The sequence below is a fragment of the Actinomycetospora sp. genome (assembly GCF_036497585.1).
Taxonomy (GTDB): Bacteria; Actinomycetota; Actinomycetes; order Mycobacteriales; family Pseudonocardiaceae; genus Actinomycetospora.
Genome location: NZ_DASXJD010000105.1, coordinates 1 through 24,153 on the forward strand (window position 1 = coordinate 1; position 24,153 = coordinate 24,153).

The 24,153-nt window shown below is 75.1% G+C and carries 32 protein-coding genes; 14 read left to right on the plus strand and 18 right to left on the minus strand.

Annotated features, from left to right (window positions below; all coding sequences use genetic code 11):
* From VGH76_RS09980 to VGH76_RS09995, 4 genes are all read right to left on the minus strand, one after another.
* Positions 1-583, minus strand: a 583-nt coding sequence (locus VGH76_RS09980) for a (Fe-S)-binding protein (RefSeq protein ID WP_331556512.1), incomplete at its 3' end; no start/stop codon positions are given.
* A 104-nt stretch (positions 584-687) separates the two neighbouring features.
* Positions 688-1,566, minus strand: coding sequence for a hypothetical protein (locus VGH76_RS09985; RefSeq protein WP_331556513.1), 879 nt, complete (start codon positions 1,564-1,566; stop codon positions 688-690).
* 123 nt (positions 1,567-1,689) lie between these two features.
* The gene (locus VGH76_RS09990; protein ID WP_331556514.1) at positions 1,690-2,826 is read right to left on the minus strand and encodes a lysylphosphatidylglycerol synthase transmembrane domain-containing protein; all 1,137 of its coding nucleotides are present in this window, start codon (positions 2,824-2,826) and stop codon (positions 1,690-1,692) included.
* A gap of 111 nt (positions 2,827-2,937) precedes the next feature.
* Positions 2,938-3,393 carry a GNAT family N-acetyltransferase gene (locus VGH76_RS09995; protein WP_331556515.1) on the minus strand — a complete coding sequence of 152 codons (456 nt, stop codon included), beginning with the start codon at positions 3,391-3,393 and terminating at the stop codon, positions 2,938-2,940.
* A 77-nt stretch (positions 3,394-3,470) separates the two neighbouring features.
* On the opposite strand from VGH76_RS09995, the gene VGH76_RS10000 reads away from it, so the two are divergent.
* Positions 3,471-4,754, plus strand: a complete 1,284-nt coding sequence (locus VGH76_RS10000; protein WP_331556516.1) for an aspartate aminotransferase family protein — start codon at positions 3,471-3,473, stop codon at positions 4,752-4,754.
* Between the two features lie 153 nt (positions 4,755-4,907).
* On the opposite strand, the gene corA is transcribed toward VGH76_RS10000, so the two are convergent.
* Entirely contained in the window at positions 4,908-5,960 is a 1,053-nt protein-coding gene (gene corA, locus VGH76_RS10010) for a magnesium/cobalt transporter CorA (RefSeq protein ID WP_331556517.1), read from the minus strand.
* A 66-nt stretch (positions 5,961-6,026) separates the two neighbouring features.
* Positions 6,027-6,491, minus strand: a complete 465-nt coding sequence (locus tag VGH76_RS10015) for a hypothetical protein (RefSeq protein ID WP_331556518.1) — start codon at positions 6,489-6,491, stop codon at positions 6,027-6,029.
* Between the two features lie 123 nt (positions 6,492-6,614).
* On the opposite strand from VGH76_RS10015, the gene VGH76_RS10020 reads away from it, so the two are divergent.
* Positions 6,615-7,238, plus strand: coding sequence for an L-threonylcarbamoyladenylate synthase (locus VGH76_RS10020; protein ID WP_331556519.1), 624 nt, complete (start codon positions 6,615-6,617; stop codon positions 7,236-7,238).
* Positions 7,239-7,244: 6 nt separating this feature from the next.
* On the opposite strand, the gene VGH76_RS10025 is transcribed toward VGH76_RS10020, so the two are convergent.
* Both VGH76_RS10025 and VGH76_RS10030 read right to left on the minus strand, forming a co-directional pair.
* A complete protein-coding gene (locus VGH76_RS10025) occupies positions 7,245-7,775 on the minus strand; it encodes a DUF4333 domain-containing protein (protein WP_331556520.1) in 531 nt (176 codons plus the stop codon).
* A 297-nt stretch (positions 7,776-8,072) separates the two neighbouring features.
* A complete protein-coding gene (locus VGH76_RS10030) occupies positions 8,073-8,591 on the minus strand; it encodes an Hsp20/alpha crystallin family protein (protein ID WP_331556522.1) in 519 nt (172 codons plus the stop codon).
* Between the two features lie 120 nt (positions 8,592-8,711).
* On the opposite strand from VGH76_RS10030, the gene VGH76_RS10035 reads away from it, so the two are divergent.
* The 3 genes from VGH76_RS10035 (at position 8,712) to VGH76_RS10045 (ending at position 10,655) form a co-directional block, all read left to right on the plus strand.
* Positions 8,712-9,005, plus strand: a complete 294-nt coding sequence (locus tag VGH76_RS10035; RefSeq protein ID WP_331556523.1) for a hypothetical protein — start codon at positions 8,712-8,714, stop codon at positions 9,003-9,005.
* A gap of 101 nt (positions 9,006-9,106) precedes the next feature.
* Positions 9,107-9,871, plus strand: a complete 765-nt coding sequence (locus VGH76_RS10040; RefSeq protein ID WP_331556525.1) for a serine/threonine protein phosphatase — start codon at positions 9,107-9,109, stop codon at positions 9,869-9,871.
* A gap of 37 nt (positions 9,872-9,908) precedes the next feature.
* Positions 9,909-10,655, plus strand: a complete 747-nt coding sequence (locus tag VGH76_RS10045) for an HAD-IA family hydrolase (protein WP_331556526.1) — start codon at positions 9,909-9,911, stop codon at positions 10,653-10,655.
* Between the two features lie 7 nt (positions 10,656-10,662).
* On the opposite strand, the gene VGH76_RS10050 is transcribed toward VGH76_RS10045, so the two are convergent.
* Positions 10,663-11,496, minus strand: coding sequence for an N-acetylmuramoyl-L-alanine amidase (locus tag VGH76_RS10050; protein ID WP_331556528.1), 834 nt, complete (start codon positions 11,494-11,496; stop codon positions 10,663-10,665).
* 104 nt (positions 11,497-11,600) lie between these two features.
* Here VGH76_RS10050 and VGH76_RS10055 point away from each other — a divergent pair, with 104 nt between their 5' ends.
* A complete protein-coding gene (locus tag VGH76_RS10055; RefSeq protein ID WP_331556529.1) occupies positions 11,601-12,446 on the plus strand; it encodes an SAM-dependent methyltransferase in 846 nt (281 codons plus the stop codon).
* Between the two features lie 3 nt (positions 12,447-12,449).
* Here the strand turns inward: VGH76_RS10055 and VGH76_RS10060 are convergent, their stop codons facing one another.
* Complete coding sequence (locus VGH76_RS10060; RefSeq protein WP_331556530.1) at positions 12,450-13,916, minus strand: MFS transporter; 1,467 nt, start codon at positions 13,914-13,916, stop codon at positions 12,450-12,452.
* A 169-nt stretch (positions 13,917-14,085) separates the two neighbouring features.
* Here VGH76_RS10060 and VGH76_RS10065 point away from each other — a divergent pair, with 169 nt between their 5' ends.
* Together VGH76_RS10065 and VGH76_RS10070 are read left to right on the plus strand one after the other, a co-directional pair.
* Positions 14,086-14,448 carry a YciI family protein gene (locus VGH76_RS10065; RefSeq protein ID WP_331556531.1) on the plus strand — a complete coding sequence of 121 codons (363 nt, stop codon included), beginning with the start codon at positions 14,086-14,088 and terminating at the stop codon, positions 14,446-14,448.
* A gap of 3 nt (positions 14,449-14,451) precedes the next feature.
* Positions 14,452-15,702, plus strand: a complete 1,251-nt coding sequence (locus tag VGH76_RS10070) for an RNA polymerase sigma factor (protein ID WP_331556532.1) — start codon at positions 14,452-14,454, stop codon at positions 15,700-15,702.
* 9 nt (positions 15,703-15,711) lie between these two features.
* On the opposite strand, the gene VGH76_RS10075 is transcribed toward VGH76_RS10070, so the two are convergent.
* Complete coding sequence (locus tag VGH76_RS10075; RefSeq protein WP_331556533.1) at positions 15,712-15,894, minus strand: hypothetical protein; 183 nt, start codon at positions 15,892-15,894, stop codon at positions 15,712-15,714.
* A complete protein-coding gene (locus VGH76_RS10080; protein ID WP_331556534.1) occupies positions 15,849-16,142 on the minus strand; it encodes an SAM-dependent methyltransferase in 294 nt (97 codons plus the stop codon). Before VGH76_RS10080 ends, VGH76_RS10075 begins: the two co-directional genes overlap by 46 nt.
* Before the next feature lie 204 nt (positions 16,143-16,346).
* Here VGH76_RS10080 and VGH76_RS10085 point away from each other — a divergent pair, with 204 nt between their 5' ends.
* The 5 genes from VGH76_RS10085 (at position 16,347) to VGH76_RS10105 (ending at position 18,549) form a co-directional block, all read left to right on the plus strand.
* Positions 16,347-17,252, plus strand: a complete 906-nt coding sequence (locus VGH76_RS10085) for a helix-turn-helix transcriptional regulator (protein WP_331556535.1) — start codon at positions 16,347-16,349, stop codon at positions 17,250-17,252.
* 110 nt (positions 17,253-17,362) lie between these two features.
* Entirely contained in the window at positions 17,363-17,626 is a 264-nt protein-coding gene (locus VGH76_RS10090) for a DUF397 domain-containing protein (protein ID WP_414637702.1), read from the plus strand.
* Positions 17,626-17,901 (plus strand): hypothetical protein, encoded by a 276-nt coding sequence (locus VGH76_RS10095; protein WP_331556536.1) that lies wholly within the window; start codon positions 17,626-17,628, stop codon positions 17,899-17,901. The genes VGH76_RS10090 and VGH76_RS10095 overlap by 1 nt, the downstream gene beginning before the upstream one ends.
* An 88-nt stretch (positions 17,902-17,989) precedes the next feature.
* On the plus strand, positions 17,990-18,346 hold the full coding sequence (locus VGH76_RS10100; protein WP_331556546.1) for a hypothetical protein: 357 nt from the start codon (positions 17,990-17,992) through the stop codon (positions 18,344-18,346).
* Positions 18,298-18,549 carry an FAD-dependent oxidoreductase gene (locus VGH76_RS10105; RefSeq protein ID WP_331556545.1) on the plus strand — a complete coding sequence of 84 codons (252 nt, stop codon included), beginning with the start codon at positions 18,298-18,300 and terminating at the stop codon, positions 18,547-18,549. The genes VGH76_RS10100 and VGH76_RS10105 overlap by 49 nt, the downstream gene beginning before the upstream one ends.
* 8 nt (positions 18,550-18,557) lie before the next feature.
* Here the strand turns inward: VGH76_RS10105 and VGH76_RS10110 are convergent, their stop codons facing one another.
* Positions 18,558-19,076: a hypothetical protein gene (locus VGH76_RS10110; protein ID WP_331556537.1), complete on the minus strand. Its 519-nt coding sequence runs from the start codon at positions 19,074-19,076 to the stop codon at positions 18,558-18,560.
* A gap of 101 nt (positions 19,077-19,177) precedes the next feature.
* On the opposite strand from VGH76_RS10110, the gene VGH76_RS10115 reads away from it, so the two are divergent.
* Entirely contained in the window at positions 19,178-20,398 is a 1,221-nt protein-coding gene (locus VGH76_RS10115; RefSeq protein ID WP_331556538.1) for a LuxR C-terminal-related transcriptional regulator, read from the plus strand.
* Between the two features lie 54 nt (positions 20,399-20,452).
* On the opposite strand, the gene VGH76_RS10120 is transcribed toward VGH76_RS10115, so the two are convergent.
* The 5 genes from VGH76_RS10120 to VGH76_RS10140 form a co-directional block, all read right to left on the minus strand.
* A complete protein-coding gene (locus VGH76_RS10120) occupies positions 20,453-21,817 on the minus strand; it encodes a cytochrome P450 (RefSeq protein WP_331556539.1) in 1,365 nt (454 codons plus the stop codon).
* 81 nt (positions 21,818-21,898) lie between these two features.
* Positions 21,899-22,051, minus strand: coding sequence for a hypothetical protein (locus VGH76_RS10125; RefSeq protein ID WP_331556540.1), 153 nt, complete (start codon positions 22,049-22,051; stop codon positions 21,899-21,901).
* Positions 22,048-23,103, minus strand: coding sequence for an alcohol dehydrogenase catalytic domain-containing protein (locus VGH76_RS10130; protein ID WP_331556541.1), 1,056 nt, complete (start codon positions 23,101-23,103; stop codon positions 22,048-22,050). The genes VGH76_RS10125 and VGH76_RS10130 overlap by 4 nt, the downstream gene beginning before the upstream one ends.
* 32 nt (positions 23,104-23,135) lie before the next feature.
* The gene (locus tag VGH76_RS10135; protein ID WP_331556542.1) at positions 23,136-23,543 is read right to left on the minus strand and encodes an SCP2 sterol-binding domain-containing protein; all 408 of its coding nucleotides are present in this window, start codon (positions 23,541-23,543) and stop codon (positions 23,136-23,138) included.
* 172 nt (positions 23,544-23,715) lie between these two features.
* On the minus strand, positions 23,716-24,153 hold a 438-nt coding region (locus VGH76_RS10140), incomplete at its 5' end, for a class I SAM-dependent methyltransferase (protein WP_331556543.1).

Consider the following 24,153-nt stretch of genomic DNA (forward strand, 5'->3'; position numbering starts at 1 on the left):
CCGTGGACGTCTCGGCGTTCTTCACCGCGAAGGTGCCGCCGAACCCGCAGCACACCTCGGCGTCGGGCAGCTCCACGAGCTCGAGCCCCCGGACCGCCCGCAGCAGCCGCAGCGGCTTGTCGCCGACCCGCAGCATCCGCAACGAGTGGCACGTCGGGTGGTAGGTGACCCGGTGGGGGTAGTAGGCGCCGACGTCGGTCACCCCGAGCAGGTCGACGAGCAGCTCCGAGAGCTCGTAGGTGCGCTCCGCGCCCTGCTCGGCCGCCCGGGCCAGGCCCTCGTCGCCGGCACGGCGGGCGACCATCGCGTGCTGGTGGCGCACGCAGCCCACGCACGACCCCGAGGGCGCGACGACCGCGTCGACCCCCTCGTCGAGCGCGCGCCCGAACACCTCCACGTGGTGGCGCACCACCGGCAGCGCGGCGTCGAGGTAGCCGGTGTTGACGTGCATCTGCCCGCAGCACGTCTGGTCGGCCGGGAAGACGACCTCGTGCCCCAGCCGCTCCAGCAGCTCGACGGTGGCGATCGGGGCCCGCGGGAACAGCGCGTCCCCGAGGCAGGTCGCGACGACCGCGATCCGCATCGGCTGCCCCTCTCCCACGACGTGGTGTGTCGGCTGGGAGTCTGCCCGCCGCGCGGGGGGAGCGCTCGCTTGCGGGCGAACCGTGGTCGCCGCCGGCCCCGGGCTCACCCGACGGGCGCGACCACCGGCTCGGCGGCCCGCGACTCGGAGCCGGAGCGGCGCTGCTCGGCGGTGATGGTGGGCACCGGGCCGGAGGCGGGCGAGATGCGCGGCGCCGGGCAGTCGTCGTCGGACTGCGGGCCGCGCACGAGGTCCAGCATCATCGGCTCGAAGCCCAGGAGGCGCTGGAAGTCACGCGCCGCCGGGTCGAGGAACAGCGCCGTGTCGACGGCGAGGTGGCGCACCCCGCGCGCCGCGAACTCGGACACGAGGTGCGCGGCGAGCAGGAAGCGGGAGGGGCCGTGCTCCCGGCCCGGGGCCGCGAGCACCAGATCGAGCCGCGCGAAGGGCCCGTCGACGGAGGTGAGCGCGACGACCTCGGTGACGTCCGCGGCGTCGCGGGCGAGCCAGGCCTGCACCAGCCCGGACTGGAGGTCGGCGCGCACCGCCCCGACGAGGTCCTCCTCGCCGCGGCCGCGCAGCACGCCGCCGATCCGCACCTCGGCCTCGACCCGGCCCATGCGCCGGCACGTCACGCCCGCCTCGGCCGCCAGGGCGGCGTTGACGCGCACGGCCTGCCGCGCGGGCCCGGCCAGGTAGTCCTCGCCCGGGGCCGGGAGCGTCAGGACCGAGACCGCGAGCCGGCACGGGACCCCCTGCCGGCGCCCGCCGTACCGGGCCTCCATGCGGTCGCCCAGCGCGGTGGGCGAGCAGCTCACCGTTAGCTGCGGGAGCTCCGCGAGCACCGGCAGCCGATCGCGCAGCGCGGGCACCGCGCACGCCATCGTCGCCGCGGTGCGCCGCACCCGGCCCTGCGCCCCGTCGCGGGCCTGCAGGGCCTCGCCGAGACGCACGAACTCCGGATCCGCCAGTCCGCTGTTCACACACGCCCCCGTCAGTCGTGTCCGTGGTGGGAACCGGTGGCTCCCACGCTGTCCACTCCCGACAACGGCGCGTCCGTATGGACTTCCTGATACTCCGAACGGCTCACACCGCTATTGCGGCGTTCAGACCACTCGTCCAGGTGACGACGGCCCGGAGCGGGCCGAGGGGAAGGGCATCGTCCGGATCTCGCCGTCCGCGGGATCCCCGATGCCGGCGTCGTCGAGCGGGGCCTCGTCGCCGTCGCCGTGAGCGTGGACCCACAGCCAGGCGAGCCACCCGACCGCGGCGACCCCGACGAAGCTGACCAGCCGGTAGAGCAGGACGGCGGCCAGGGCGGGCTTCGAGGGCACCCCACCGGCGACGAGCGCGGCGAGCAGGGCGCCGTCGACGAGCCCGAGGCCGCCGGGCAGGAAGGCGGCGCTGGAGGCCGCGGTCGCCGCCGCGTAGGCGACGAGCACGAGCGAGAGCGTCATGCCGTTCGCCCCGACCGCGACGGAGCACGCCGCGAGGCAGGCGATGTCGAACAGCCAGTTGAACAGCGCCGAGAACCCGACGACGACCCGTCCCCGACCGGGCAGCTCGATGAGCGCGAGGCCCTCGATCTGGGTGGTCAGCTCCGGCACGCCGGTGTCGCGCGGCCGGCGGCGGACGCGGTTGAGCAGCCGCAACCCGGCGATCCCGGCCGCGGTGATGACGCCGGGACGACGGCTGACCACCACGATGAGGGTCCCGAGCGCGACGACGCCGGCGAGCTGGAGCACCTGCGGGCCGAGCGTGGTGGCGCGCCCGTTGACCACGAGCGCGGAGCCCATGGCGATGCCGGCGAGCGCGAGGCTCGCGGCCACCCCGCCGGTGACCATGGTCCACGTCGTCACCGAGGCGCTGGCGCCCCAGCCCCGGCGCTTGCGGAAGGTGTAGGCGGTCGAGAGGGCGGCCCCGCCGGGCACCGTGAGGTGCAGCGCGTTCGCGGCGAGGGTGACGAGCACGACCGCGCGGAAGCGCACGCGGACCATCGCCGCGCGCAGCAGGCGGTGGTGCAGCAGCGCGAAGGCCAGGATCGACGCCGCCTCGGAGGCGATCGCGACGGCGACCCAGAGCGGGTCGGCGGCCGCGAGCGCGGCCCCGGCGGCCCGAATTGTCGGCAGGATCCAGACGCAGCCGACGACGAGCAGCGCCACGACGACGCCGCCGGCGACGACCCGGGCGGGCCGCCCGGACGCGACGCGCAGGGTCCTGCGCACCACACCCTCCACCGTCACGCCCACCCCTCCACTGTCCTCCATCGACCGGCCCCGGGGTACGCCGGGGCGAGGCGATGCACGTCGCCTCCGGGTATGGCCGACCGGCCCTGGATCGACACGTCGACCTCGTCACCCCAGCTCGAGCCGCCACCACCCGGCCGTGTCAGCGCCCCCGGGATCGTCGCGGGCGGGGTCGCGGGTGAAGCCGGCGCGCGCCAGCACCGCGGCCGACGCCCGCGCCCCGCGATCGGTGCGGGCGACCACCCGCCGGACCCCGGCGGCGCGGGCCCGGCCCACCCAGCCGCGGACCGCCCTCGTCGCGAGCCCGCGGCCGCGGTGGCCGGGGGCGACCTGATATCCGATCTCCACCTCGCCGTCGCACGGCGGGCCGGTGAACCCGCCCATGCCGACGACCGCCCCGCCCTCGATGATCAGGTGCACCAGCCAGGCGGGGTCGATCCCGCCCTCGAGGGCCTCGACCGTCGGCTCCAGGACACCCGGCACCGCCCACCCCGGCGCGAGGTGCAGCCCGAAGCGCTCGGGGAAGGCCTCCGGTTCGAAGGCGAGCGTGACCGCCTCCTCCACAGGGCACGGCCGGACCTCCACACCCCGGGACGCTAGGTGGGTGCCGCGTCGCCCGCGAGCGACCACAATCGGCTCCCATGACAACCCTCTGGCACCCCTTCTCCGACATGGCGGCCGTGCGCGAGCACGAGTTCGTCGTCGACCGCGCCGAGGGCGTCTGGGTGTACGACGAGGCGGGCCGGCGCTACCTCGACGGGTGCGCGAGCCTCTGGTACGCGAACGTCGGGCACGGCCGCTCCGAGATCGTCGAGGCGGCGATGAAGCAGATGGGCCGGCTGGAGGCCTACTCGTGCTTCGCCGACATCGCGAACCGCCCGGCGCTCGAGCTCGCCGACCGGCTCTCGGCCCTCGCGCCGATGAGCCCCGGCCAGACCAAGGTCTTCTTCGGCTCCGGCGGCGCCGACGCGATCGACACGGCCGTCAAGCTGGCCCGCGGGTACTGGCAGGCCCGCGGCGAGCACCAGCGGGTGCACGTGGTCTCCCGCGAGACCGGCTATCACGGCACCCACGGCTACGGGACCTCGATCGTCGGCATCCCCGCCAACCGCGAGGGCTGGGGCGTGCTCGCCGGCGAGAATACGGTGGCGCCGCAGGACCTCGAGGGCGTGGAGAAGGTGTTCGCCGACGTGGGCCCGGAGCGCATCGCGGCGTTCGTCATGGAGCCGGTGACCGGGGCGGGCGGGGTGCACATCCCGCCGCCGGGCTACGTCGAGGGCGTCGCCGAGCTCTGCCGCCGCCACGGCGTCCTGCTCGTCATCGATGCGGTCATCTGCGGGTTCGGGCGGCTGGGCACGTGGTTCGGGATCGAGCGCTTCGGCGTCGAGCCGGACCTGGTGACCTTCGCTAAGGGCGTGACGTCGGGCTACCTGCCGCTCGGCGGCGTGCTGGTCTCGCCGGAGGTCGCGGCGCCCTGGTGGACGACGCCGGGCGAGCGCACCCTGCGCCACGGCCCGACCTACGCCGGGCACCCGACCTGTTGCGCGGCCGGTCTGGCGACGCTGGACGTCTACGAGCGCGAGGACCTCATCCCGCGCGGGCAGCAGCTCGAGGGCGCGCTCGAGGCCGCGCTTGCCCCGTTGCGCGACCACCCGCACGTCGCGCAGGTCCGTGCCGGGCTCGGCCTGCTCGCGGCGGTGGAGCTGACCCCGGAGGTCCTCTCCTCTGTGCCCGACGCGCCGAACGCCCTGCTGCGCGGGGCCCGGGAGGCCGGCGTCCTCGTGCGGGGCCTGGGCAAGGGCGTGGCGGTGTCCCCGCCGCTGACCGTCGGCGACGACGAGATCCGGCTGCTCGCCGAGGGCATCCGCGCCGGGCTCGACGCCCTGCCCGCGGAGCCCCCGGTCCCGAGCGCGCCCGGTGCCTGACGGCACGTGAGCACTGCTCCGCCTTATGAGACGGATCAGTGCTCACCTGGCCGGGACCACGACGAGGTTGGCCTGGGTGTAGCCGGGACACCAGCCCGCGGTGGGCACGGCGAGCCCGGCGCGGAACCGGGCGCGGGCCTCGTCGGGGGTCACCTACAACCACCCCCGGCGCTTGAAGACCAGGTAGAGCACCAGCGAGGCCACCACCATCAGCGCCAGCGCGAAGGGATAGCCCAGCGTCCAGTGCAGCTCGGGCATGTCGTCGAAGTTCATCCCGTAGATCGCGCCGATGAGCGACGGGGTGAACAGGATCGCGGCCCAGGACGAGATGCGCTTGACCTCCTCGCCCTGGGCCAGGCTGGTCTCGGAGAGCCGGCGCATCTCCTCGTTCTGCCGCTGACCGACCAGGGATGCGTTGACCGAGAGCAGGCGCTCGAGGAGCTGCCGGTAGCCGTCGGCGGCCTCCACGGCCTGCTCCACGTGGTCGGCGACGTCGCGCAGGTTGCGGTGCAGGTCGACCACCGCCGGGTCGCCGTCCTCGGAGGTCTCCGCGAGCAGGAAGCGCAGCATCCCCCGCAGCGGGTCGACCGCGCGCTGGAACTCGATGACCTCGCGGGAGAGCCGGTAGATGCGCCGGGAGACGTCGGGGTCGCCGCCGAACACCTCGGTCTCGATCTGGTCGATGTCCTGGCGCAGCTCGGAGATGACGGGCGCGTAGTCGTCGACGATGCGGTCGAGGATGCCGTAGAGGACCGCCCGGGGGCCGAGCTTCAACAGGTCGGGGTCGTTCTCGAGACGGCGGCGGACGCCGGCGAGGTCGGGGCGCTCGGCGTGGCGGACGGCGACCACGAAGTCGGAGCCGAGGAACAGGTGCACCTCGCCGACCTGGACGTCCTCGTCCTCGTCGACGTACCAGACGGGCCGCAGGACGACGAACTCGACGTCGTCGTACCGCTCGATCTTGGGACGCTGGTGGGCGGTGACCGCGTCCTCGACGGCGAGGTCGGGCAGGTGGAAGTCACGGGCCAGCCGGGCCATCTCGGTGTCGTCGGGACGCAGCAGCCCGATCCAGGCGAAGTCGGAACCCGAGCGGGCCCGACCGTCGCGCGACTCGTCGTCGCGCAACAGTTCGAGGGCCCCGTCGAGGGAGTCCGGCTCCGCCTCGCGGCGCCCGGACCGGTAGACCGCGTTGTCGACGACGCTCACGACGGAGCGGGTACCCGCATGGGAACGTATTCGGTCGCCTCAGCGACCAAATCCGCTCACTTGGCGTCAGCCCCCGATCTTGAGGACCTGCGGCTTGGCCGGGACGGCCGACCCCGGCTTCGGTGCCGGAGCGGGGGCCGCGGGGGCCGGCGAGGCGCTCGCCCGTTGAACGCTCGCGCCCTGGACGTGCTGGTCCGACGAGGACGCGGACTGCTGGTCCTGGCCCGACGAGGAGTCGCCACCGGGCGAGCCGCCCGGGCACGACACCCCGACCCCGAGCGGGACGTCGCCCAGCACGTCGCACAGCGGCTGCGAGGCGATCGTGTCGTCGGACCCGTCGACCTGGTAGTCGGAGTCGTCCTGGTGCCGGTGGGAGTGCCCGTGGCCCGGGCCGTTCGAGCCGTCCGTGGCGAGTGCGGTCCCCCCGGTGAGGACTCCCGTGGTCGCCGTCGTCACGAGGGCGGCCGCCACGCCGGCAGCGGCGGTGAGGGTGTGGCCGGGGTGGTGGCCGGGGACGGAGTGCGCGCCCATGGTGATCCTCCTGCTCCTCGGGCCGACGGTCGTCGGGCCCGCGTCGCGGGTCTCGGTTCGGTCACGGTTCCCCCCGATCGGGCGCACCCACACGTCGAGCTTCGCGGTGCCTACCCTCGACGAGTGGCCCGCTACTACGACGTGCACCCGCAGAACCCCCAGCGCCGCACCATCGGGCAGGTGGTGGGGCTCCTGCGGGAGGGCGGCCTGGTCGTCTACCCGACCGACTCCGGCTTCGCCCTCGGCTGCCGCATCGACGCGCGGGAGGCGGTGGAGCGCATCCGCACGCTGCGCCGCCTCGACGACAAGCACCACTTCACGCTGGTCTGCCGGGACTTCGCGCAGCTCGGCCAGTTCGTCGACGTCTCGAACCCGGTCTTCCGCGCGGTGAAGGCCGCGACCCCCGGCCCGTTCACCTTCATCCTGCCCGCGTCGCGGGAGGTGCCGCGCCGCCTCGCGCACCCGCGCAAGCGCACCGTCGGCGTGCGGATCCCGGACAACGCGGTGGTCCGGGACCTGCTCGACGAGCTCGGCGAGCCGCTGCTGTCCAGCACGCTGCTCTTCCCGGGGGAGACCGAGCCCCCGACCGAGGGCTGGGACGTGGCCGAGCGGGTCGGGAACGCCGTCGACGCGGTCCTGGACTCGGGCGACCAGGTCAAGGAGCCGACCACGGTCGTCGACCTCTCCGGCGACGAGCCCGGTATCGTCCGGCAGGGGGCCGGCGAGGAGCGCGTCTGGCGCTGGTGAGGCGCACTACCCCCGCGTGATGCCGAAGTGCACGTCCCGCCCCGCGACGGAGTCGACCGTCGCCCGGTAGGGCACCGCGGCACCGTCCTGCGTCGCGGTGCAGGCGAGGGTCGCGCCGAGCCGCGCGGGCAGCGTCCCGGGGCAGTGCACGGAGCCCGCGGGCAGCGGGACGGTCCGCTCGATGGTGCCCTGCACCGCGGCGGCCGACAGGTCCTGCGACGACAGCCAGCCCGGGGGCACCACGACGAACAGCGCGACGGCCGCGGCCGCCTCGGCGAGGGTCACCAGCACGCCGACGACGACGGCGGCGGTCGCCGCGGGCCGTCCGGTGAGCGCGGCCCGGCCGTCGGGCGCCACCACGGAGCGGGTGATCCGTCGGCGGGCGACGAGGCCGAGGACCAGGCCGACCGGTGCGACGAGGACCGCGAGCACGAGGGCGACGACGGCCAGCCGCGAGAGACGCCGGCCGCGCGGCGTCGGGGCGTGGCGCGGGTCCGGCTGCGGGAGGGCCGAGCGGACGGGCGGGCGCTCGGGCATCGGCCGCCGGGACGTCGACCACTGGGACGTCGACGGCTGGGACGTCGACGGCTGGGACGTCGACCGCCGGGGCATCGGCCCCGAGGGTGCCGGGGGCGACGGCCGTGGCGGGACGGGGCCCGGACGGCCGGGGGGCGGGCCCTGCGAGGTCATCCCGGTCTCCGACGATCGTGCGGACGAGCACCGGAGAGCCTAGCGACGGCCCCGGACACGACGACGCCCGCGGGACCGGGGCGGCCGCGTGCGGCCACCCGCTCCCGCGGGCGTCGGGTGGGGGACCCGCAGGCCCCCGGGCGATCAGGCCTCGGAGCCCTCCGGGCCCTCGGGCGCGGTGCCCTCGGAGCCCGCGGAGCCCTCGGCCGGGGCGGTCTCGTCGGACGTGACCCCGGAGATGGCGATCCGCCGGGACTCGGGCTCGGTGTGCACGCCCGCGACGCGGACGCTCAGCACGCCGGCGTCGTAGGAGGCCGACACGGCCTCCGGACCGATGTGCGCCGGCAGCGAGAAGCTGCGGCGGAACGAGCCGCGGCGGGTCTCGCGGAAGCCCTGGCCGGTGTGCTCGTCGCGACGCTCGCCGCGGATCACGAGCCGGTGCCCGACGACCTCGACGGTGACGTCGGAGGCGACGTCGACACCGGGGACCTCGAGACGGACGATCGCGTCCTCGCCGTCACGGACGACGTCGGCGGCCGGGACGTACCAGGCCGACTCGGCGGCGCGGGACGGGGCCGCGAACCGACGGAGCAGGGCCGTCGGGTCGGTGCCGAACGGGGCGAACGGGGACCGTGGGCCCCAGAAGGTCAGTGCTGCGCTCATGGTGGTTCCTCCTCGATGAAGGTGGCCCGGCCTTGCGGGCGACTGACTGCAGCAACGTGAGTCGAAGGGACTCAATTCCCGGGTCTGTCGGGAAGCTCGGCGCGCGGGGAGACTGGCGCCATGACGAGCAGTGAGCCCGATCCGGCCCCGCCCCCGGAGGTCGTCGACGCGGAGATCGTCGAGTCGGTGCCGGCCGAGCCGGTCACCGGGAACGACACCGGCTACACCGACGCCGGCGTCCCCACCTTCGACTTCGTGCGTGACCGCATCGAGGGCCGGGTCGCGACGGCGCAGGGCCGGGGCGAGCTCGACGCCGAGACCCCGGAGGGCCGCACGCTGGCCCAGCAGGAGGCCGACCGTGATGCGGCCGCGAAGGCACGGCTCGAGCAGATCCGCCGCAGCATGAACGGCTGACCCGCGCCCGCCGGTGGGCGACACCACACCGCCGACTCAGCGGCCTCACAGCCTCCCCGCGCACGGTGGGGACCGGGACGCGGCGAGGAGGAGGTCGGGCGATGGGCGTGGCGGTGGCCGCGGATCGGCGCGAGGACGCGCGGGGGGCGCCCGGGCCGTGGTGGTCCGCCTCGACGATCGGCCCCCGGCGCCACCAGGCGGACGCCTGCGCCGGCTTCCACGGCCGCGGGCGGCTCGCCGTCGCGGTCGCCGACGGCGTCGGTGACTCGGCCGCCGCCGCCCTCGCCGCGCGCGCCGCGGCCGACCACGCGGTCCGGGTCGCCGCGCTCGACGGCCGCGCCGACCTCGCCGTGCTCGCCGCCCGCGACGTGCTGCTCGCGGCCGGCCCGGTGATCGCGGGGGACGCCGCCCTCAGCGTCGCGCTCGGTCCGGCGCCCGGCTCCGTGCACGCGCCCTGGAGCCTCGCGTGGGTGGGCGACTGCCGGGCCTGGTCCTGGGACGGCCGGGCGCTCCACCCGCTGACCCACGAGCACACCGTCGCGGCCGAGATGCGGGCGGCGGGCGTCGCCGTCGCCCCAGGCCTCGAGCACGTCCTCACCACCAGCGTGCGCACCGTGCGCGGCGCCACCGAGGTGGGCCTCACGGCCGTGCCCGCGCCCGTGTCCCTCGTGCTCGCCAGCGACGGCGTGCACCGCGGCCTCGACCCCGTCCGTCTCGCGGGCCTCGTCGCGCACGTCCCGGCTGCCGCCCTCGCGCGCACCCTCGTCGACACCGCCCGGGCGGCGGGCAGCCACGACAACGCGACCGCCCTCGTCGTCGACTCCCGCGCGGTCGCCCCCGCCGTCCCGGCCCCCCGGCGGCCGTGACGGCCGAACCCGCGACCGGTTCGGCACACTGACCGGCGTGCGTGCCCTGTTCGACCTCGCCACCGCCTATGAGCCGACCGACGACGAGCGCCGCGCCCGCGTCCCGCCGGTGGCGGCGGTGCTCCTCGACTTCTCGAACACGCTGTTCCACATGGTCGACGCCCGCACCTGGCTCGCCCGGGTGGCGGCGGCGAGCGGACGCGACCTCGACGTCGACCCGGGCCTCGACGTCGTCCTCGCCGACGTCGCCGCGGCCGCGGAGCGCCCCGACGTGGTGGCTGCGCAGCAGGGCCGGGACCTCTCCGACGCGGCCCACCGCGACGCGATGCGGGCCTGGTTCTCCCACGTCCCGGGGCTGGCGGGCGCCGAGGACGTCGCCGTGGACGTCCTGCGCGCCCCCGACGCCTGGGTGCCCTACCCCGACGCCGCGGAGGTGCTCGAGGCGCTCGCGGCGCGGGACGTGCCGGTCGGGGTGGTCTCGGACATCGGGTGGGACATCCGGGTGCACGCCCAGCACGCGGGGCTCGAGCACCTCGTGGGGTCCTGGACGCTGTCCTGCGAGCTCGGGGCCGAGAAGCCGGACCCGGCCGTGTTCGCCGCGGCGTGCCGCTCCCTGGGTGTCGACCCGCGCGCCACGCTCATGGTCGGGGACAACCCCGTCCGCGACAGCGGCGCGGTGACGGTGGGGTGCCGCGCGTTCGTGCTGCCCGCCGAGCACCGGTCCGGCGAGCGCGGCCTGCGGGCGGTCCTCGACCTGGTCGGGGCACCCGTCGGGGCCCGCTGACCGGGTGTCACCCGACCGCGGCCGCCAGGGCCTCGGCGAGGCGCTGCTGGCCCTGCGGGGAGCGGGCGAGCGCGGCGTCGGCGGGGTTGCGCAGGTTGGCGCACTCCACGAGCACGCTGGGCACGGACGCGAGGTTGAGCCCCGCGATGTCGCCGCGCGCGTCGAGCCCGCCGCGGCCGATGTAGGTCGCGGGGGTGAACCCGGCGCCGCGCATCGCGGTGACCGCGGCGTCGGCCAGCGCCCGCGCGGGCCCGCGCTGCGCCGGGTTCAGCGGAGGCGACGAGTAGAGGACGTGGAAGCCGTGGCCGCTCGTCGGGCCGCCGTCCGCGTGGACCGAGATGACGGCCGCGGCGTGCGCCCGCGCGCCGGCCTCACCCCGGACGTCGACGCAGGGGCCCACGCCGTCGTCGGAGTCGCGGGCGAGCACCACCCGGTAGCCCCGCGCCCGCAGCCGCTGCGCCAGGTCCTGCGAGACCGCCCAGGTGAACGCGTGCTCCGGGTAGCCTTCGGCGCTGCTCGCGCCGGTGGTGTTGCACGGCTTCGTTCCCCCGCGGCCGTCGGGCACCGGCCGGTCGATGCCGGAGCCGGGCCCGTTGCGGCCGTTGTGCCCGGGGTCGACGACGATCGTGGCGCCGGCGGGGATCGGGAAGGTCCCGGGCCGGGCCGGCGTCGAGGGGGCGACCGGCGGCACCGTCGAGGCCGCGGCCGACGCGGCGGGCGACGCGGGCGGGGCCAGCGACGGGGCGGCCGCCGGCGCGTTCCCGGGACCGGCGCAGCTGCCCAGGAGCACCACCAGGACCGCGACCAGGACCACGCGCGACGGGCTCGGGGCGATCGGCACGCCGGAGATGGTGACGGCTGCCGGCGGCGGCGGTGGGACCCGGGCACGGCCGTGTCGGGAGGGCACCCGTTTCGGGTGCTCACGACCCCGGGGACACCGGGGGCGTGTCGCTCACCGTTCCCGAGGGCGTCGGCTGGACCGCGCTCGTCGTCTCGGCCCAGCGCGCCGCCGAGACCCGCCGCCCGGACGCGCTCTTCCACGACCCGCTCGCGCTGGCCCTCGTCGACCGGGTCGGCGACGACGTCGCCGCGAAGGTCCCGGGCCGCGAGCGCGGGGACGCCGGCGGGTTCACCGCGGCGATGGGCGACTTCCTCCCGGTGCGCACCCGATTCTTCGACCGCGTCGTCGCCGACTACGCCACGGCGCAGGTGGTGATCCTCGCGGCGGGTCTCGACGGCCGCGCCTACCGGCTCGAGCGGCCCGCGGGCACGGTGATCTTCGAGATCGACGTGCCCGAGGTGCTCGCGTTCCGGGACGCCGTCGCGGCGGACCTGACCCCGACCGTCGCGCACCGCTCGGTCGGCATCGACCTGCGCGAGGACTGGCCCGCGGAGCTGTCCGCCGCCGGGTTCGACCCGGCGGTGCCGACGACGTGGCTGGTCGAGGGCCTGCTCATCTACCTGCCCGCCGAGGCCACCGACCTGCTCCTCGACCGGATCGGCGCGCTGTCGGCGCCGGGCAGCGCGGTGGCGGTCGAGTACACCGACCGCGACCCGGCGGCCGCGATGTCGGCCCACGTCGGGAGCGACCCGGCGGCGCTGGAGTTCGCCGACCTCGTCGACGAGGGCCCGCCCGAGGCCCCCGCCCGCTGGCTCGGGGACCGCGGGTGGACCGTCGAGGAGGTCTCGACCGTCCGCGAGCAGGCGCAGGCGCTCGATCGGCCCGTCCCGCCGCTGATGGACCCGGGGCGGGAGGGGATGGACACCTGGCTCGCGCGGGCGCGGCGGTAGCGGCTACCGCGGCGGGACGGCACCGCGGGCGCGGACGGCGGTGACCGCCCCGAGGACCGCGACCACGCCGAGCCCGCCGTAGAGCAGGCGCGCCGAGGTCACGGGGTCACCCCCCAGGGCGACCGCGACGCCGGAGTAGGACGCGCCCAGCGCGAACGCGAGCATCTGCACCATGGTGATCGCGGCCGAGGCCCGGTCGCCCTCGCCGTCGTCCGCGGGCTCCGCGAGATCGCCGTCGGGCGCCATCGCCGCGGTGGACAGGTGCGGCCACGCCGCGCCGATGCCCGCGCCGGCCACGACGAGCGCGGCGACCCACGCCAGGACCAGCGCCGGGGACGCCGCCGCGCGCTGGCTGACGGTGAGGACGGCGAACCCGACGACGAGCGCCGACGGCCCGGCGGTCGCGCACCACCGGGCCCGGCCGACGCTCGCGCTGACCATCTCGGCCACGACCCACCCGCTGGCGAGGCACACGCCGAGGAACCCGGCGGTCACCGGCGCGAGCCCGCCGAGCCGCTGACCGAACAGCGGGACGAACGCCTCCACGGCCGCCACGCTCATCATGACGGTGACGGTCAGGTACAGGGCGGCGAGCCGGCCTCCCGGCCGGAAGGTCGCCGCGGGCAGCACCCGCGCGCCCGCGAGCCCGGCCCGTCGCTCGACGACCACCAGGCCCGCGAGCAGGCCGAGCGCGACGACGAGGCCCCCGGTCGCCACGGCGATCCCGCGCCCGGTCACCCCCGACCCGGACACGGCCAGCCCGGACACCGAGAGGACGGCGGCCGCCCCGGTCACGACCAGCACCGACGCGAGCGGGAACGGCCCCGGGGTGACCGCGGGTGCCCGCGAGGAGCGCCGCAGACCGGCGGGCACCCCCGCCGCGACCGCGAGCGTCACCCCGACCAGCGCCACGAACGCCAGGCGCCACCTCCCGATCTCGGCGAACACCCCGCCCAGCGCGGGCCCCACCAGCAGCCCCACACCCCACATCGCCGAGATCGAGGCGCTCGCCCGGGTCCAGAGCCGGCGTGGCAGCGCGGTGCGGATCAGCGCGTAGGCCAGGCCCGCGAGCAGGCCGCCGCCAACGCCCTGCAGGGCACGCCCGACGAGCAGGACCGCCATGTCGGGGGCGAGGGCGTCGACGGAGGTCCCGATGCCGAAGGCGACCAGCGCGAGCGCGTACGCCCGACGGGCCGGCCACAGGGCGAGGAGGTGACCGACGAGCGCGGAGGCGACGACCGCGGTCAGCAGGTAGACCGTGGTGACCCAGGCGTAGAACCGCTCGCCGCCGATCTCCCCGACCGCGGAGGGCAGCAGGCTCGCCGTGACGTAGGTGTCGACGGCGAAGAGCAGCACCCCGCCGCAGAGGACCGCCACGGTGCCGCGACGACCGGCCGCGAGGAGATCCCGCCAGCTGCCCGCCCCGCCGACGTCCGTGGCCGAGCTCGGCCGCGCCTCGTCCCCGACCACGGATCCCGACGCTACGTCCCGTTCGCCCGGAGCGCCTGCTCGTACCGTGGGGGTCACCGCGGCCCGGTCGACGTGGTCCAGGTCACAGCGGGAAGCTGTCGATCCCGCCCTCGTCGCGCGTGGAGGGGGCGACGGCACGCACCCAGCGGGCCCACCGGAGGAGGACGCCATGACCCGCTACCTGCTCGCCATCCAGCAGCCCGACGACCCCACCGCCCCGGAGGCCCGTCGTCCCGGCCCGGAGCGGCTCGCGGCGATCATGCGCGACGTCGAGGCGGTGCGGCAGGACATGGTCGACGCCGGGGTGTGGGTCTTCTCGGGCGGCCTGCACTCGGCGAGCAGCGCGACCGTGGTCCGCACCCGCGGCGACGAGGTGCTGCTCACCGACGGCCCCTACGCCGAGGGCAAGGAGCAGGTCGGCGGGCTGACGATCCTCGACGCCGAGGACCTCGACGCCGCGCTGCACTGGGCCGGCCGGCTCGCGCGGGCGATCCACCCGCTGCCGATCGAGGTCCGGCCCTTCCAGGACTGACCCGTGAGCGAGCCGATCGCCGACGTGTTCGCCCGGGAGTACGGGCGCTGCGTCGCCACCCTGACCCGCCTCCTCGGCGACATCGACCTGGCCGAGGAGGCGGTGGCGGAGGCCTTCCGGGTCGCCGTCGAGCGCTGGCCCGCCCTCGCCGGCGGGCTGCCGCCCAACCCGGGCGGCTGGATCGTCACCACCGCCCGCCGCCGCGCCGTCGACCGGCTGCGGCGCGAGGCGACGCGGCAGGGCAGCCAGGTCGCGGCGGCCCGGCTGGCCGAGGCCGCCGGCGGCGCGGACGCCGGCCACGCCGTCGTCGTCGAGGAGGAGGTCGCCGACGAGGAGGTGGGCCCGGTGGAGGACGACCGGCTCCGGATGCTGTTCACCTGCTGCCACCCGGCGCTCGCCGCCCCCGCGCGGGTCGCGCTGACGCTGCGCCTGCTCGGCGGCCTGGACACCCCCGCGATCGCGCGGGCGTTCCTGATCTCCGAGGCGACGACGGCCCAGCGGCTGGTGCGGGCGAAGGCGAAGATCCGCGACGCGAAGGTGCCGTACCGCGTGCCGCGCGAGGCCGACCTTCCCGACCGGCTGCGCTCCGTCCTCGCGGTGCTCTACCTGGTGTTCACCGAGGGCCACACCGCGACGTCGGGCACCCCGGACCGCCCGGACCTCGCGGCGGAGGCGATCCGGCTGGCGCGCCTGGTCGTCGAGCTCATGCCCGACCAGCCCGAGGCGGTGGGGCTCCTCGCGCTGCTCCTGCTCACCGACGCCCGGCGCCCGGCGCGGATCGCCGACGGTTCCCTGGTGCCGCTGGCCGAGCAGGACCGCACCCGCTGGGACGCCGCGATGATCGCCGAGGGCCACGCGCTGGTGCGGCGGTGCCTGCGACGGGGAGCGCCGGGCCCGTACCAGATCCAGGCGGCGATCAACGCCGTCCACACCGACGCCGCGACGGCGGCCGCGACGGACTGGCGGCAGATCCTCGCGCTCTACGACCAGCTGGCCGTGCTGGACCCGGGCCCGGTCGTCGCGCTGAACCGGGCGGTGGCCCTCGCCGAGGTCGAGGGCCCGGCGGCCGCCCTCGCCGTCGTCGAGGGCCTCGACCTGCCCCGCCACCACCTGCGCGACGCGATCCGGGCCGATCTGCTCACCCGCCTCGACCGCGCGGAGGACGCGCGGGCGGCCCTGGACGCCGCCCTGGCGGGCACGGCGAACCCCGGCGAGCGGGACCTGCTCGCCCGACGGCGGGCGGCGCTGGGGTAGTCCCGGGCGTCAGCGTTTGACGGCGACGGCGACGGCGCCCAGCGCGCAGCGCTGCGCCGGGACGAGCGGGCGCAGGCGCGGGCCGTCGGGCCACCAGTCGGAGAGCAGCACCAGGCCGGGGTCCACGAGCTCCAGCGACGGCGGGATCATCGCCTCGATCTGCGCGCGGGTGCGGAACAGGCCCGTCCCCATCGGGCTGGTGACCATGTCGGCGTCGCGATGAAGCGGGTGAGGCGGATGAGGAAGGCACGGTGGTCGAGCGCGAGCTGCTGGACCTCGGGGACCACCGCGCGCATCCGCTCGAAGACCTCGCGGTCGACCGCGTAGTTGTCCTTGCCGCCGAGGGTGGCGTTGTGAACCCGCGCGATGCTGGCCTCGTCCCGATCGACCCGGACCGGGCCGGAGGCGGTCGGCTGCGCCGATCGGGCCATGCCTGCCATGCGTTTCCCCACTGCTCGTCACCGTGCGTGGCGCCCTCGTCCGGCGCGACGGCTCCCCGGGAAAGAACCGTATGACGTGGTCGGCGCACCGTGGCGATCGGGTTCGAAGCGTACGGAAATCCACCGACGACCTGTAGTCTCCCCGGTCCGGGCCGTGACCACGGCCTCGAGACGGCCCACCCCGAGGGCGACCGGAGGACATCCGTGGCCACCGAGCAGGCTCCCGATCCGCAGGCTGCCGACCCGCACGAGGCGACCGGCGCCGACGACGTGGGCCCCACCGCCCGGCGCATCATCGTCGGGGCACAGCTCAAGCGGCTGCGCGAGCAGGCCGACGTCACCCGCTCGGCCGCCGGGTACCACATCCGCGGCAGCGAGTCGAAGATCAGCCGCATGGAGTCCGGCAAGGTCGGCTTCAAGCTCCGCGACATCGAGGACCTCCTCACGCTCTACGGCGAGCACGACGAGGGGCGCCGCGATCACCTGCTCGGGATCGCGAAGCGAAGCAACGAGGCGGGCTGGTGGCAGCGCTCCGGCGAGGCCGTCCCGGAGTGGTTCTCGGAGTACGTCGGCCTCGAGTCCGCGGCCGTGCGCATCCAGACCTACGAGCTGCTCTTCGTGCCGGGCCTGCTCCAGACCGAGGACTACGCCCGGGCGATCGTCACCCGCGGACACCCGGAGAGCGCCGACGCGGTGACCGAGGAGCGCGTGCGCGTGCGGGTGGCCCGGCAGCGGCTCCTCGCCCGGCCGGACGCGCCGCACCTGTGGGCGGTCCTCGACGAGTCTGTGCTCCACCGGCCGATCGGCGGGCACGACGTCCTGGCGCGCCAGCTCGACCACCTCATCGAGATGTCCCGGCGCTCCAACGTGACGCTCCAGGTCGTCCCGAACGCGCTGTCGGGCTACGGCGGCGAGGCGACGTTCACACTGCTGCGCTTCGCCGAGCCCGACGTCCCGGACATCACCTACATCGAGGGCCTCACCGGCGCGCTCTACCTCGACCGCCGCCACGAGGTCGAGGAGTACGCCCGCGTCATGGACGAGCTCACGATCGACGCGTACAGCCCCGAGGAGACCCGGAGCCTGCTCGGCAAGCTCCGCGCGACCTGAGCCGCCGACCCCGACGCGCCGGGCCGTGACGGGGGCAACACATGCGGTCATCTTCTGCACATGCAGATGCGGCGAGCCGGTGTTACGGTCGCTCGCACAGCATGAAGCACGTGCGAGAAGACGGGGGGCTCCGGCTCATGCACACCTCGGCGTCGCGCCTGGTCGGCGCGCAGTGGCGCAAGAGCCGCCACAGCGGGAAGTTGGGCAACTGCGTCGAGCTCGCGGCCCTGGGTTCCGCGGACGGCGGTCGGGTGGCGGTCCGCAACTCCCGCTTCCCGGACGAGCCCGTGCTGCTGCTGACCCGGAGCGAGCTCGGCAGCCTGCTCGCCGAGGTCAAGGCCGGCGGCTTCGACGACCTGCTCGAGGGCGCGTGATGACCACCGTCTCGCTCTCGGCACACGACGGCCGCGGCCGGACCGTGCGGGCGCTGTGGCTGACCTGCGCGCTCGACGGGCGGGACCACGTCGTCGTCGACCACGACCCGGCGTCCGGCGCGCACCTCTCCGCGTGCGCCAAGACGGTCTGGGCCTCCTCGCTCGCCAGCCCGCCCGCGGCGCGCTGCCCGGACTGCCGCGTCGCCGTGGGCGACACCGACGAGGACCGCCCGGCCGGCCTGCTCGGGCGCTGGCTGGGCCGCCGCGCCGCCTGATCGCGCCCGCGGCGGGACTCCCGATCGGGGGGCGGGGACGCCCCCGCGGAAGGACGTGCCCGGCCCCGCCACGTCCTACCGTCCGCGCATGGCCGCCACCACCGACGTCGCCGTCGTCGGCGCCGGCATCGCCGGGCTCACCACCGCCCGGGAGGGATTCCACGCCGGCGTGCTGCGTGACGAGGTGTGGCGCCATGTCGACCTCGGGTCTGCCACCGGCCCGCTGCGCAGCCGCCTGCTCGGCCTGCGCGACAAGGCCTCGCTGCTGCGCACCGCGGCCCCGATGCTGCTCGCCCGGCCGGCCGACCTCGGCGACCTGGTGTCGATGCGCCGCTTCGACACCCGCTCCGCCGGGCACGCGCCGAGGACCTCGACGACACCGAGCTCGCCGACCGGCTGCAGGCCGACGTCGAGAAGCTCCACCCGGAGGTCGTCGGCGAGGTGACCGACCGCGTCGTCATGCGTCACCGGCCCTACACACCGACGTTCCGGCCGGGGTCGGTGACGCGCCTGGCGGAGGTGCGCCGCCACCTGCCCGTGCACGGGATCGACCTCGCGGGGGACCACATGGCCGCGCCGTGGGTGGAGGGCGCGATCCGCAGCGGGGAGCACGTCGCGGCACGCACCGCCGCCGCGCTGCGGGCCTGACCCCCCGCTCATCCCCCTCGCGGCGGAGACGGCCCGGGGCCGCGTTGCCCGGGCAGGACGATGTCCTTGCGGACCGTCCAGGTGTCGACCGAGCACTCCGGCTCCCCGGGCGTGGTCCGCTCGGACCAGACCGTGACCCCCGCCCCCGTCACCACCCAGCCCAGCAGCTCGAAGGCCCGGCGGGCCGCCTCGTCGAGCACGTCCACCGTCGAGACCAGGGTCAGACAGCGGTGGCGGACCGAGCGGGCCTCCACGTCAGCGAGCAGCCGGCGTAGCGCCGCGTGGTCCGCGAGCCCACGGGCGGTGACCACCCGGGCGTCCCCGAACGGCGCGTGGTACCCGGCCGCCGCCGCGGCACACACCGCGTCTCCCGTGCTGATCACGAGGACGTCGGCGTCCCCGCTCGCGGCGAGGACCTCGCCGATCTCGACGAGGAAGCGGATCCGGACGCTCGGCCACGAGGCGGCGAGCCGCTCCAGGTCCTCTCCTCGCAGGTCACGGACCTGCATCATCTCGCGGCCATCCATCAGTGACTCCACGTTCGAGGGCATGGCCCCGCGCGTTCAGGGTATCGGTATCGTGTGTTCGGCGTTACACCCGCGGGAAGGCCCTCGGCGAGGAGGACGCGATGACGGTGGCGGCCAACGGACGTGGCGGCACGCCCGACCCCGATCGGGTCGGCTCCCTGCTGCCCGCCGACCGCGAGGACGTCGTCGACCTGGTCGCCGAAGTCTCCCGGGTGACCGGCTCGGTCCCCGTCGTCGGCGCCGAGGCGGTGCACGACCACGGCAGCGCGCGCCGTGCCCTGGACCTGGCGTGGGACGACGTCCTGTCGACGATGTCGGCGAGTCCCACCATCACCGCCAACGCGGTGGACCTGTTGCGGCGGGTCAAGGCGATCGACGACGCGCTGCTGCGCCGCGACATCGCCACCCGCAACCAGTTGTTCGGCCGGGTGCGCGAGGCACTGTCCTCGCTCTCGGAGATCCACTCGACGGCCGCCCTCGTGGCGAAGGTCCCCGACGTGGTTTGCGGCCTCGGCTTCGACCGCGCGATCATCTCCCGCGTCGAGGACTCGACCTGGGTGCCCGAGCAGGTGGTCGTGATGCGCGACCCGGGCTGGGCCGGCGAGATCCTGGCGGCCGGGCTGGCGAACCCGCTGACGGTCACGGCCGCCCTGCCCGAGAGCGAGATCCTGCGTCGCCGGGTGTCGCTGGTGGTGGAGAACGTCCAGCAGCGCGAGAGCATCCACAAGCCGATCGCGGACGCGTCGCTGTCGCGCAGCTACGCGGCGAGCCCGATCGTCACCGGCGGCGAGGTCGTCGGCTTCCTGCACTGCGACTGCTACTACCAGCAGCGCCAGCTCGACGAGACCGACCGTCAGGTGCTCGCGACCTTCGCCGAGGGTCTCGGCCAGGTGCTCGCGCGGACGCTGGTCCTCGACCAGGTCGGGGCGGTGCGCAGCGGTCTCGACGAGATCGCCGCGCGGCTGGGTCAGCCGGGTCTGCACGGCGGCCCGATCGCCTCGGCCTTCGGCAGCTCCCGGGTGGCGGCGCCGGACCCGGCGGCGGCCCCGAGCCGCCTGTCGCACGACGCGGGCTTCGGCCACCGGGCCGGCGGGCCCGTCCCGGTCGGGAAGGCCGAGCTCACCCGGCGGGAGCTCGAGGTCCTGCGGCACATGGCGGCGGGGGACACCAACGCCCGCACCGCCCGCCGGCTCGTCATCTCGGAGGGCACGGTCAAGTCGCACGTCAAGCACATCCTGCGCAAGCTCGGCGCCGCCAACCGCGCCGAGGCGGTCTCGCTGTGGTGGCAGATGCAGGACCGGCACGGCGGCGCGAGCGCCTGAGCGAGCGGGCCCCTCCGCTCGGTCGAACCGAGCGGAGGGCCCTCCTCGTCAGGCCTACGTCTCGGGGGTGAAGCGGAACGGCATCCGCTTCACGCCGCGCATGAAGTTGGTGCCGAGCAGCTCCGGCTCGCCGGCCTCGAAGTCCGGGAGCCGGGTGAGCAGCTGGCGGAAGAGCTCCCGCAGCGCCGACTTGGCGAGCATGTTCCCGAGGCAGTAGTGGACGCCGCCGCCGCCGAAGCCGACGTGCGGGTTCGGCGAGCGCGAGAGGTCGAACCGCTCGGGGTCGGTGAAGACGTCGGCGTCCCGGTTGCCCGACGGGTAGAAGAAGACGACCTTGTCGCCGGGCAGGATCGTCTTGCCGCCGAGCTCGGTCTCCGTGACCGCGGTGCGCCGGAAGGTCATCACCGGCGAGGCGTAGCGGACGAACTCCTCGACGGCGGTGTCGATGCGCCCGTCGTAATCGGCCATCAGCCACTCCCGCTGCTCGGGGTGGTGGGTCATGGCGCGGACCGTGAACGCCGAGGTGTGCTTCGTCGTGTCCGTGCCGGCGACCGACATCAGCACGAAGAATGCCCCGATGTCGAAGTCGTCGAGCTTCTCACCGTCGATCTCGGCGTTCATCAGCGAGGAGAACAGGTCCTCGGTGGGGTTCTCCTTGCGGGCGTTGATCAGCTCCTCGGCGATCTCGTGCAGCGCGGCCGCGGCCTCCACCTGCACCTCGTCCGCCGGGCGGCCGGCCAGGTACTCCGGGTCGGCCCACGCGACGATGTCGCCCGCGGCCTTCACGGTCCGGGTGCGCATGTCCTCGGGGATGCCGAACATGTCGCAGAAGATCCGCTCGGGCAGCCGCTCGCCGCAGCGCTCGACGAAATCGATCTCGCCGGAGGGGTCCGAGGCGAACGAGTCGACGATCTCCTTCGCGGCCGTAGCGATCTGCTGCTCGAGGCGCCGGACCTGCTTCGGGGTGAACGCGGAGGCGACGAGCTTGCGCAGCTTGTCGTGCTTCGGGTTGTCCATCGCGAGGAAGGACTGCGTCATCTGCAGGAAGATCTCGGGGAGCAGGTCGAACAGCACGCCCTGACCGGAGATGAAGGTGTCGTTGTCCCGGCTCACCCGCACGATGTCGGCGTGCTTGACCAGGGCCCAGTAGCCCGGGTCGTCCGGGTCGGGGGTGACCGCGTCCTCGACCGGGCGCTGCCACGACACCGGATCGGTCTCGCGGAGCTGCTTGAACCGCTTGTCGCGCTCCTCGGACGTCTGCGCCCAGAACTCCTTGGACGAGATGTCGATCTCCGAGTGGGGCGGCTTGCCCTCCCCGGAGGCGGGGATGAACTCGATCCCGTCCTCGGCGTCGTCATCGTCGTCGAAGAAGGCGTCCCACTCGGCGGGGGCGTCACTCGACAGGGCCTCGGTGGCCACCGGTACCTCCTACGGCTGGCGGGTGCGGGGATGGGGGCCCGCTCCTCCGCCGGGGAGCGGCGGAGGAGCGGGGCGGGGTGCTCAGTGGTCGGCGTGGCTGAGCAGGACGTCGTACGGGCGGGCGTCCCGGCTGCCCGAGAGGTCGATGTGGACGCCCTTGACCTCGGTGAACGCGTCGAGCGCGTCCGGGCCGAGCTCGCGCAGCGGGAAGTGCCGCACCCCCGTCGTCGTCATGCCGTCGGGTCCAGGACGATCTTGGTGGCCTCGCGGGCCTCGAACATCCGGTAGGCCTCGGCGGCCTCGGACATCGGCATCCGGTGGGAGATGAACCGGCTCGGGTCGAGCTTGCCCGCCGCGATGAGGGCGAGCGTCTCGTCCATGTAGTTGATGATGTTCGCGACGCCCTGGTGGATCGTCACGCCCTTGAGGTAGAGCTCGCCGAACGGCAGCTCGATCGAGTCCTCGGTGTAGACGCCCGGGATCGACAGCGCGCCGCCGGAGGCCACCAGTGAGCAGGCCGAGAGCAGGGCCGACGGGTGCCCGACGGCGTCGATGACGACGTCCGCGCCGCGCCACTCGGTGAGGTCCTGGATCGCCTCCGTGGGGTCGGTCTCGGCGGCGTTGACCCCGATCGCGCCGATCTTCTCGGCCTCGGTCAGCCGCGCGGCGACCTTGTCGACCACCGCGACCTGCCCGGCCCCGAGCACGTTCGCGGCCATCGCGGCGCAGAGCCCGACCGGGCCGGCGCCGACGACCGCGACGGTGTCGCCGGGACGCATCACCTTGCGGACGGCCTCGTAGCCGGTGGCCATGATGTCGCCGACGAAGAGCTTGTCCTCGTCGTTGCCCTTGCCCTCGTCGTCGATCTTGCGCATCACCAGGTCGGCGTTCGGCACGACGACGTACTCGGCCTGGCCGCCCGAGAGCGAGCCGAACACGATGCCGAGCCCGAAGATCCGGGTGCCGAGGCACTGGCCGGGCCGGGAGCGCCGGCAGTTGTAGCAGCTCCCGCAGCTCACCACGCAGGAGGCGACCCCGCGGTCGCCCGCCTCGAACTGCGTCACCGCGGAGCCGACCTCGACGACCGTGCCGAGGAACTCGTGCCCGAGGACGACGTCCTCCTCGAGCTCGAGCCGCCCCTCGTAGGGGTGCAGGTCGGTGCCGCAGATCGCGGTCTTCTCGACCTTGAGCAGCACGTCGGCCGGATCGGTGATCGTGGGCCGCTCGACGTCGTCGACCCGTACGTCGTGGGCCTTGCGCAACAGGACGGCGCGCATCGTCGCCATGCTCTCCTGTCCTCCCTCTCGCGCCGTGTCGCTCAGCCCGCGACCGAGGCGTCCTTCTCGGCCACCAGCTCCCGGTAGATCGGGAAGAGCGGCTTGGTGAGGGGGACGAGCTTCAGGATCTTGTTCACCGGGCCCTTGGCCTTGACCTCGCCCTTGGCGAGACCGACCGCGAGGTTGTACTCGCCGCGCCAGAACTTGTCGCCGGTGTCGGCCTTCATCATCAGCGTGATGTCGGGCTTCTCCTCCGTCTCGCCGAGGCTCACGTCGATGGCGGGCTCGCGCATGACGACGTTCATCTCGGTGGCCGGGTCGGTGTAGAAGACCTTGAGGAAGATGCCCGAGGCGCGCAGCTTGGGGCCGGACTCGGCGTGGTCGTCCGCGGCACGGAAGACCCCGCCGATGTAGCGGTCCACCTCGGTGGAGTCGGTGAAGAAAGCCATCGTCAGCACTCCTCGATCCAGGGGGCGCGCCTGCGGGGAGGCGGACCACCGCTCGGGGCGGGGTCCGCCGCGTCCCTGGTCGGCGCGGTGTGGCACCCATGGTCGGGCCCCCGGACGGGAGCGGAACCTCCCGCGAGGGGGAGCCCTCTCCCCTGTTCGGTCCCGGCGGGTTTCACGTCGCGGCCAGCAGGAACTCCTCGGCGCTCGTCACCCGCAGTCCGTCCGGGCGGCCGTCGAAGTACCGGGCGTTCACCTCGGCAGCGCCCAGGACGCGGGCCTCACGGAACCCGACCGCACGGGCGAGCGCGACGACGTCGTCGGGAGCGAAGAAGCTGCGGAACGGCGTGCCCGCCGCGGCCGCGCCGGCGGCGGAGAGGTCGCGGAAGCTCCGCTCCTGCGCGCTCAGCAGCTCCGAGGGCGGCTGGAAGGTCATGGCCACGGTCGAACCCGGTCCGAGGCGGGCCAGCGCCGCGAGGGTCGCGGTGTTCGCCTCCCGGGTGAGGTACATGCTCACGCCGGTCGAGGACACGACGGTGGGCCGCCCGGCGTCGAGACCCGCGGCGAGCAGGCCGTCCCACCAGGACCGGTCCGACTCGAAGTCGGTGGGGAC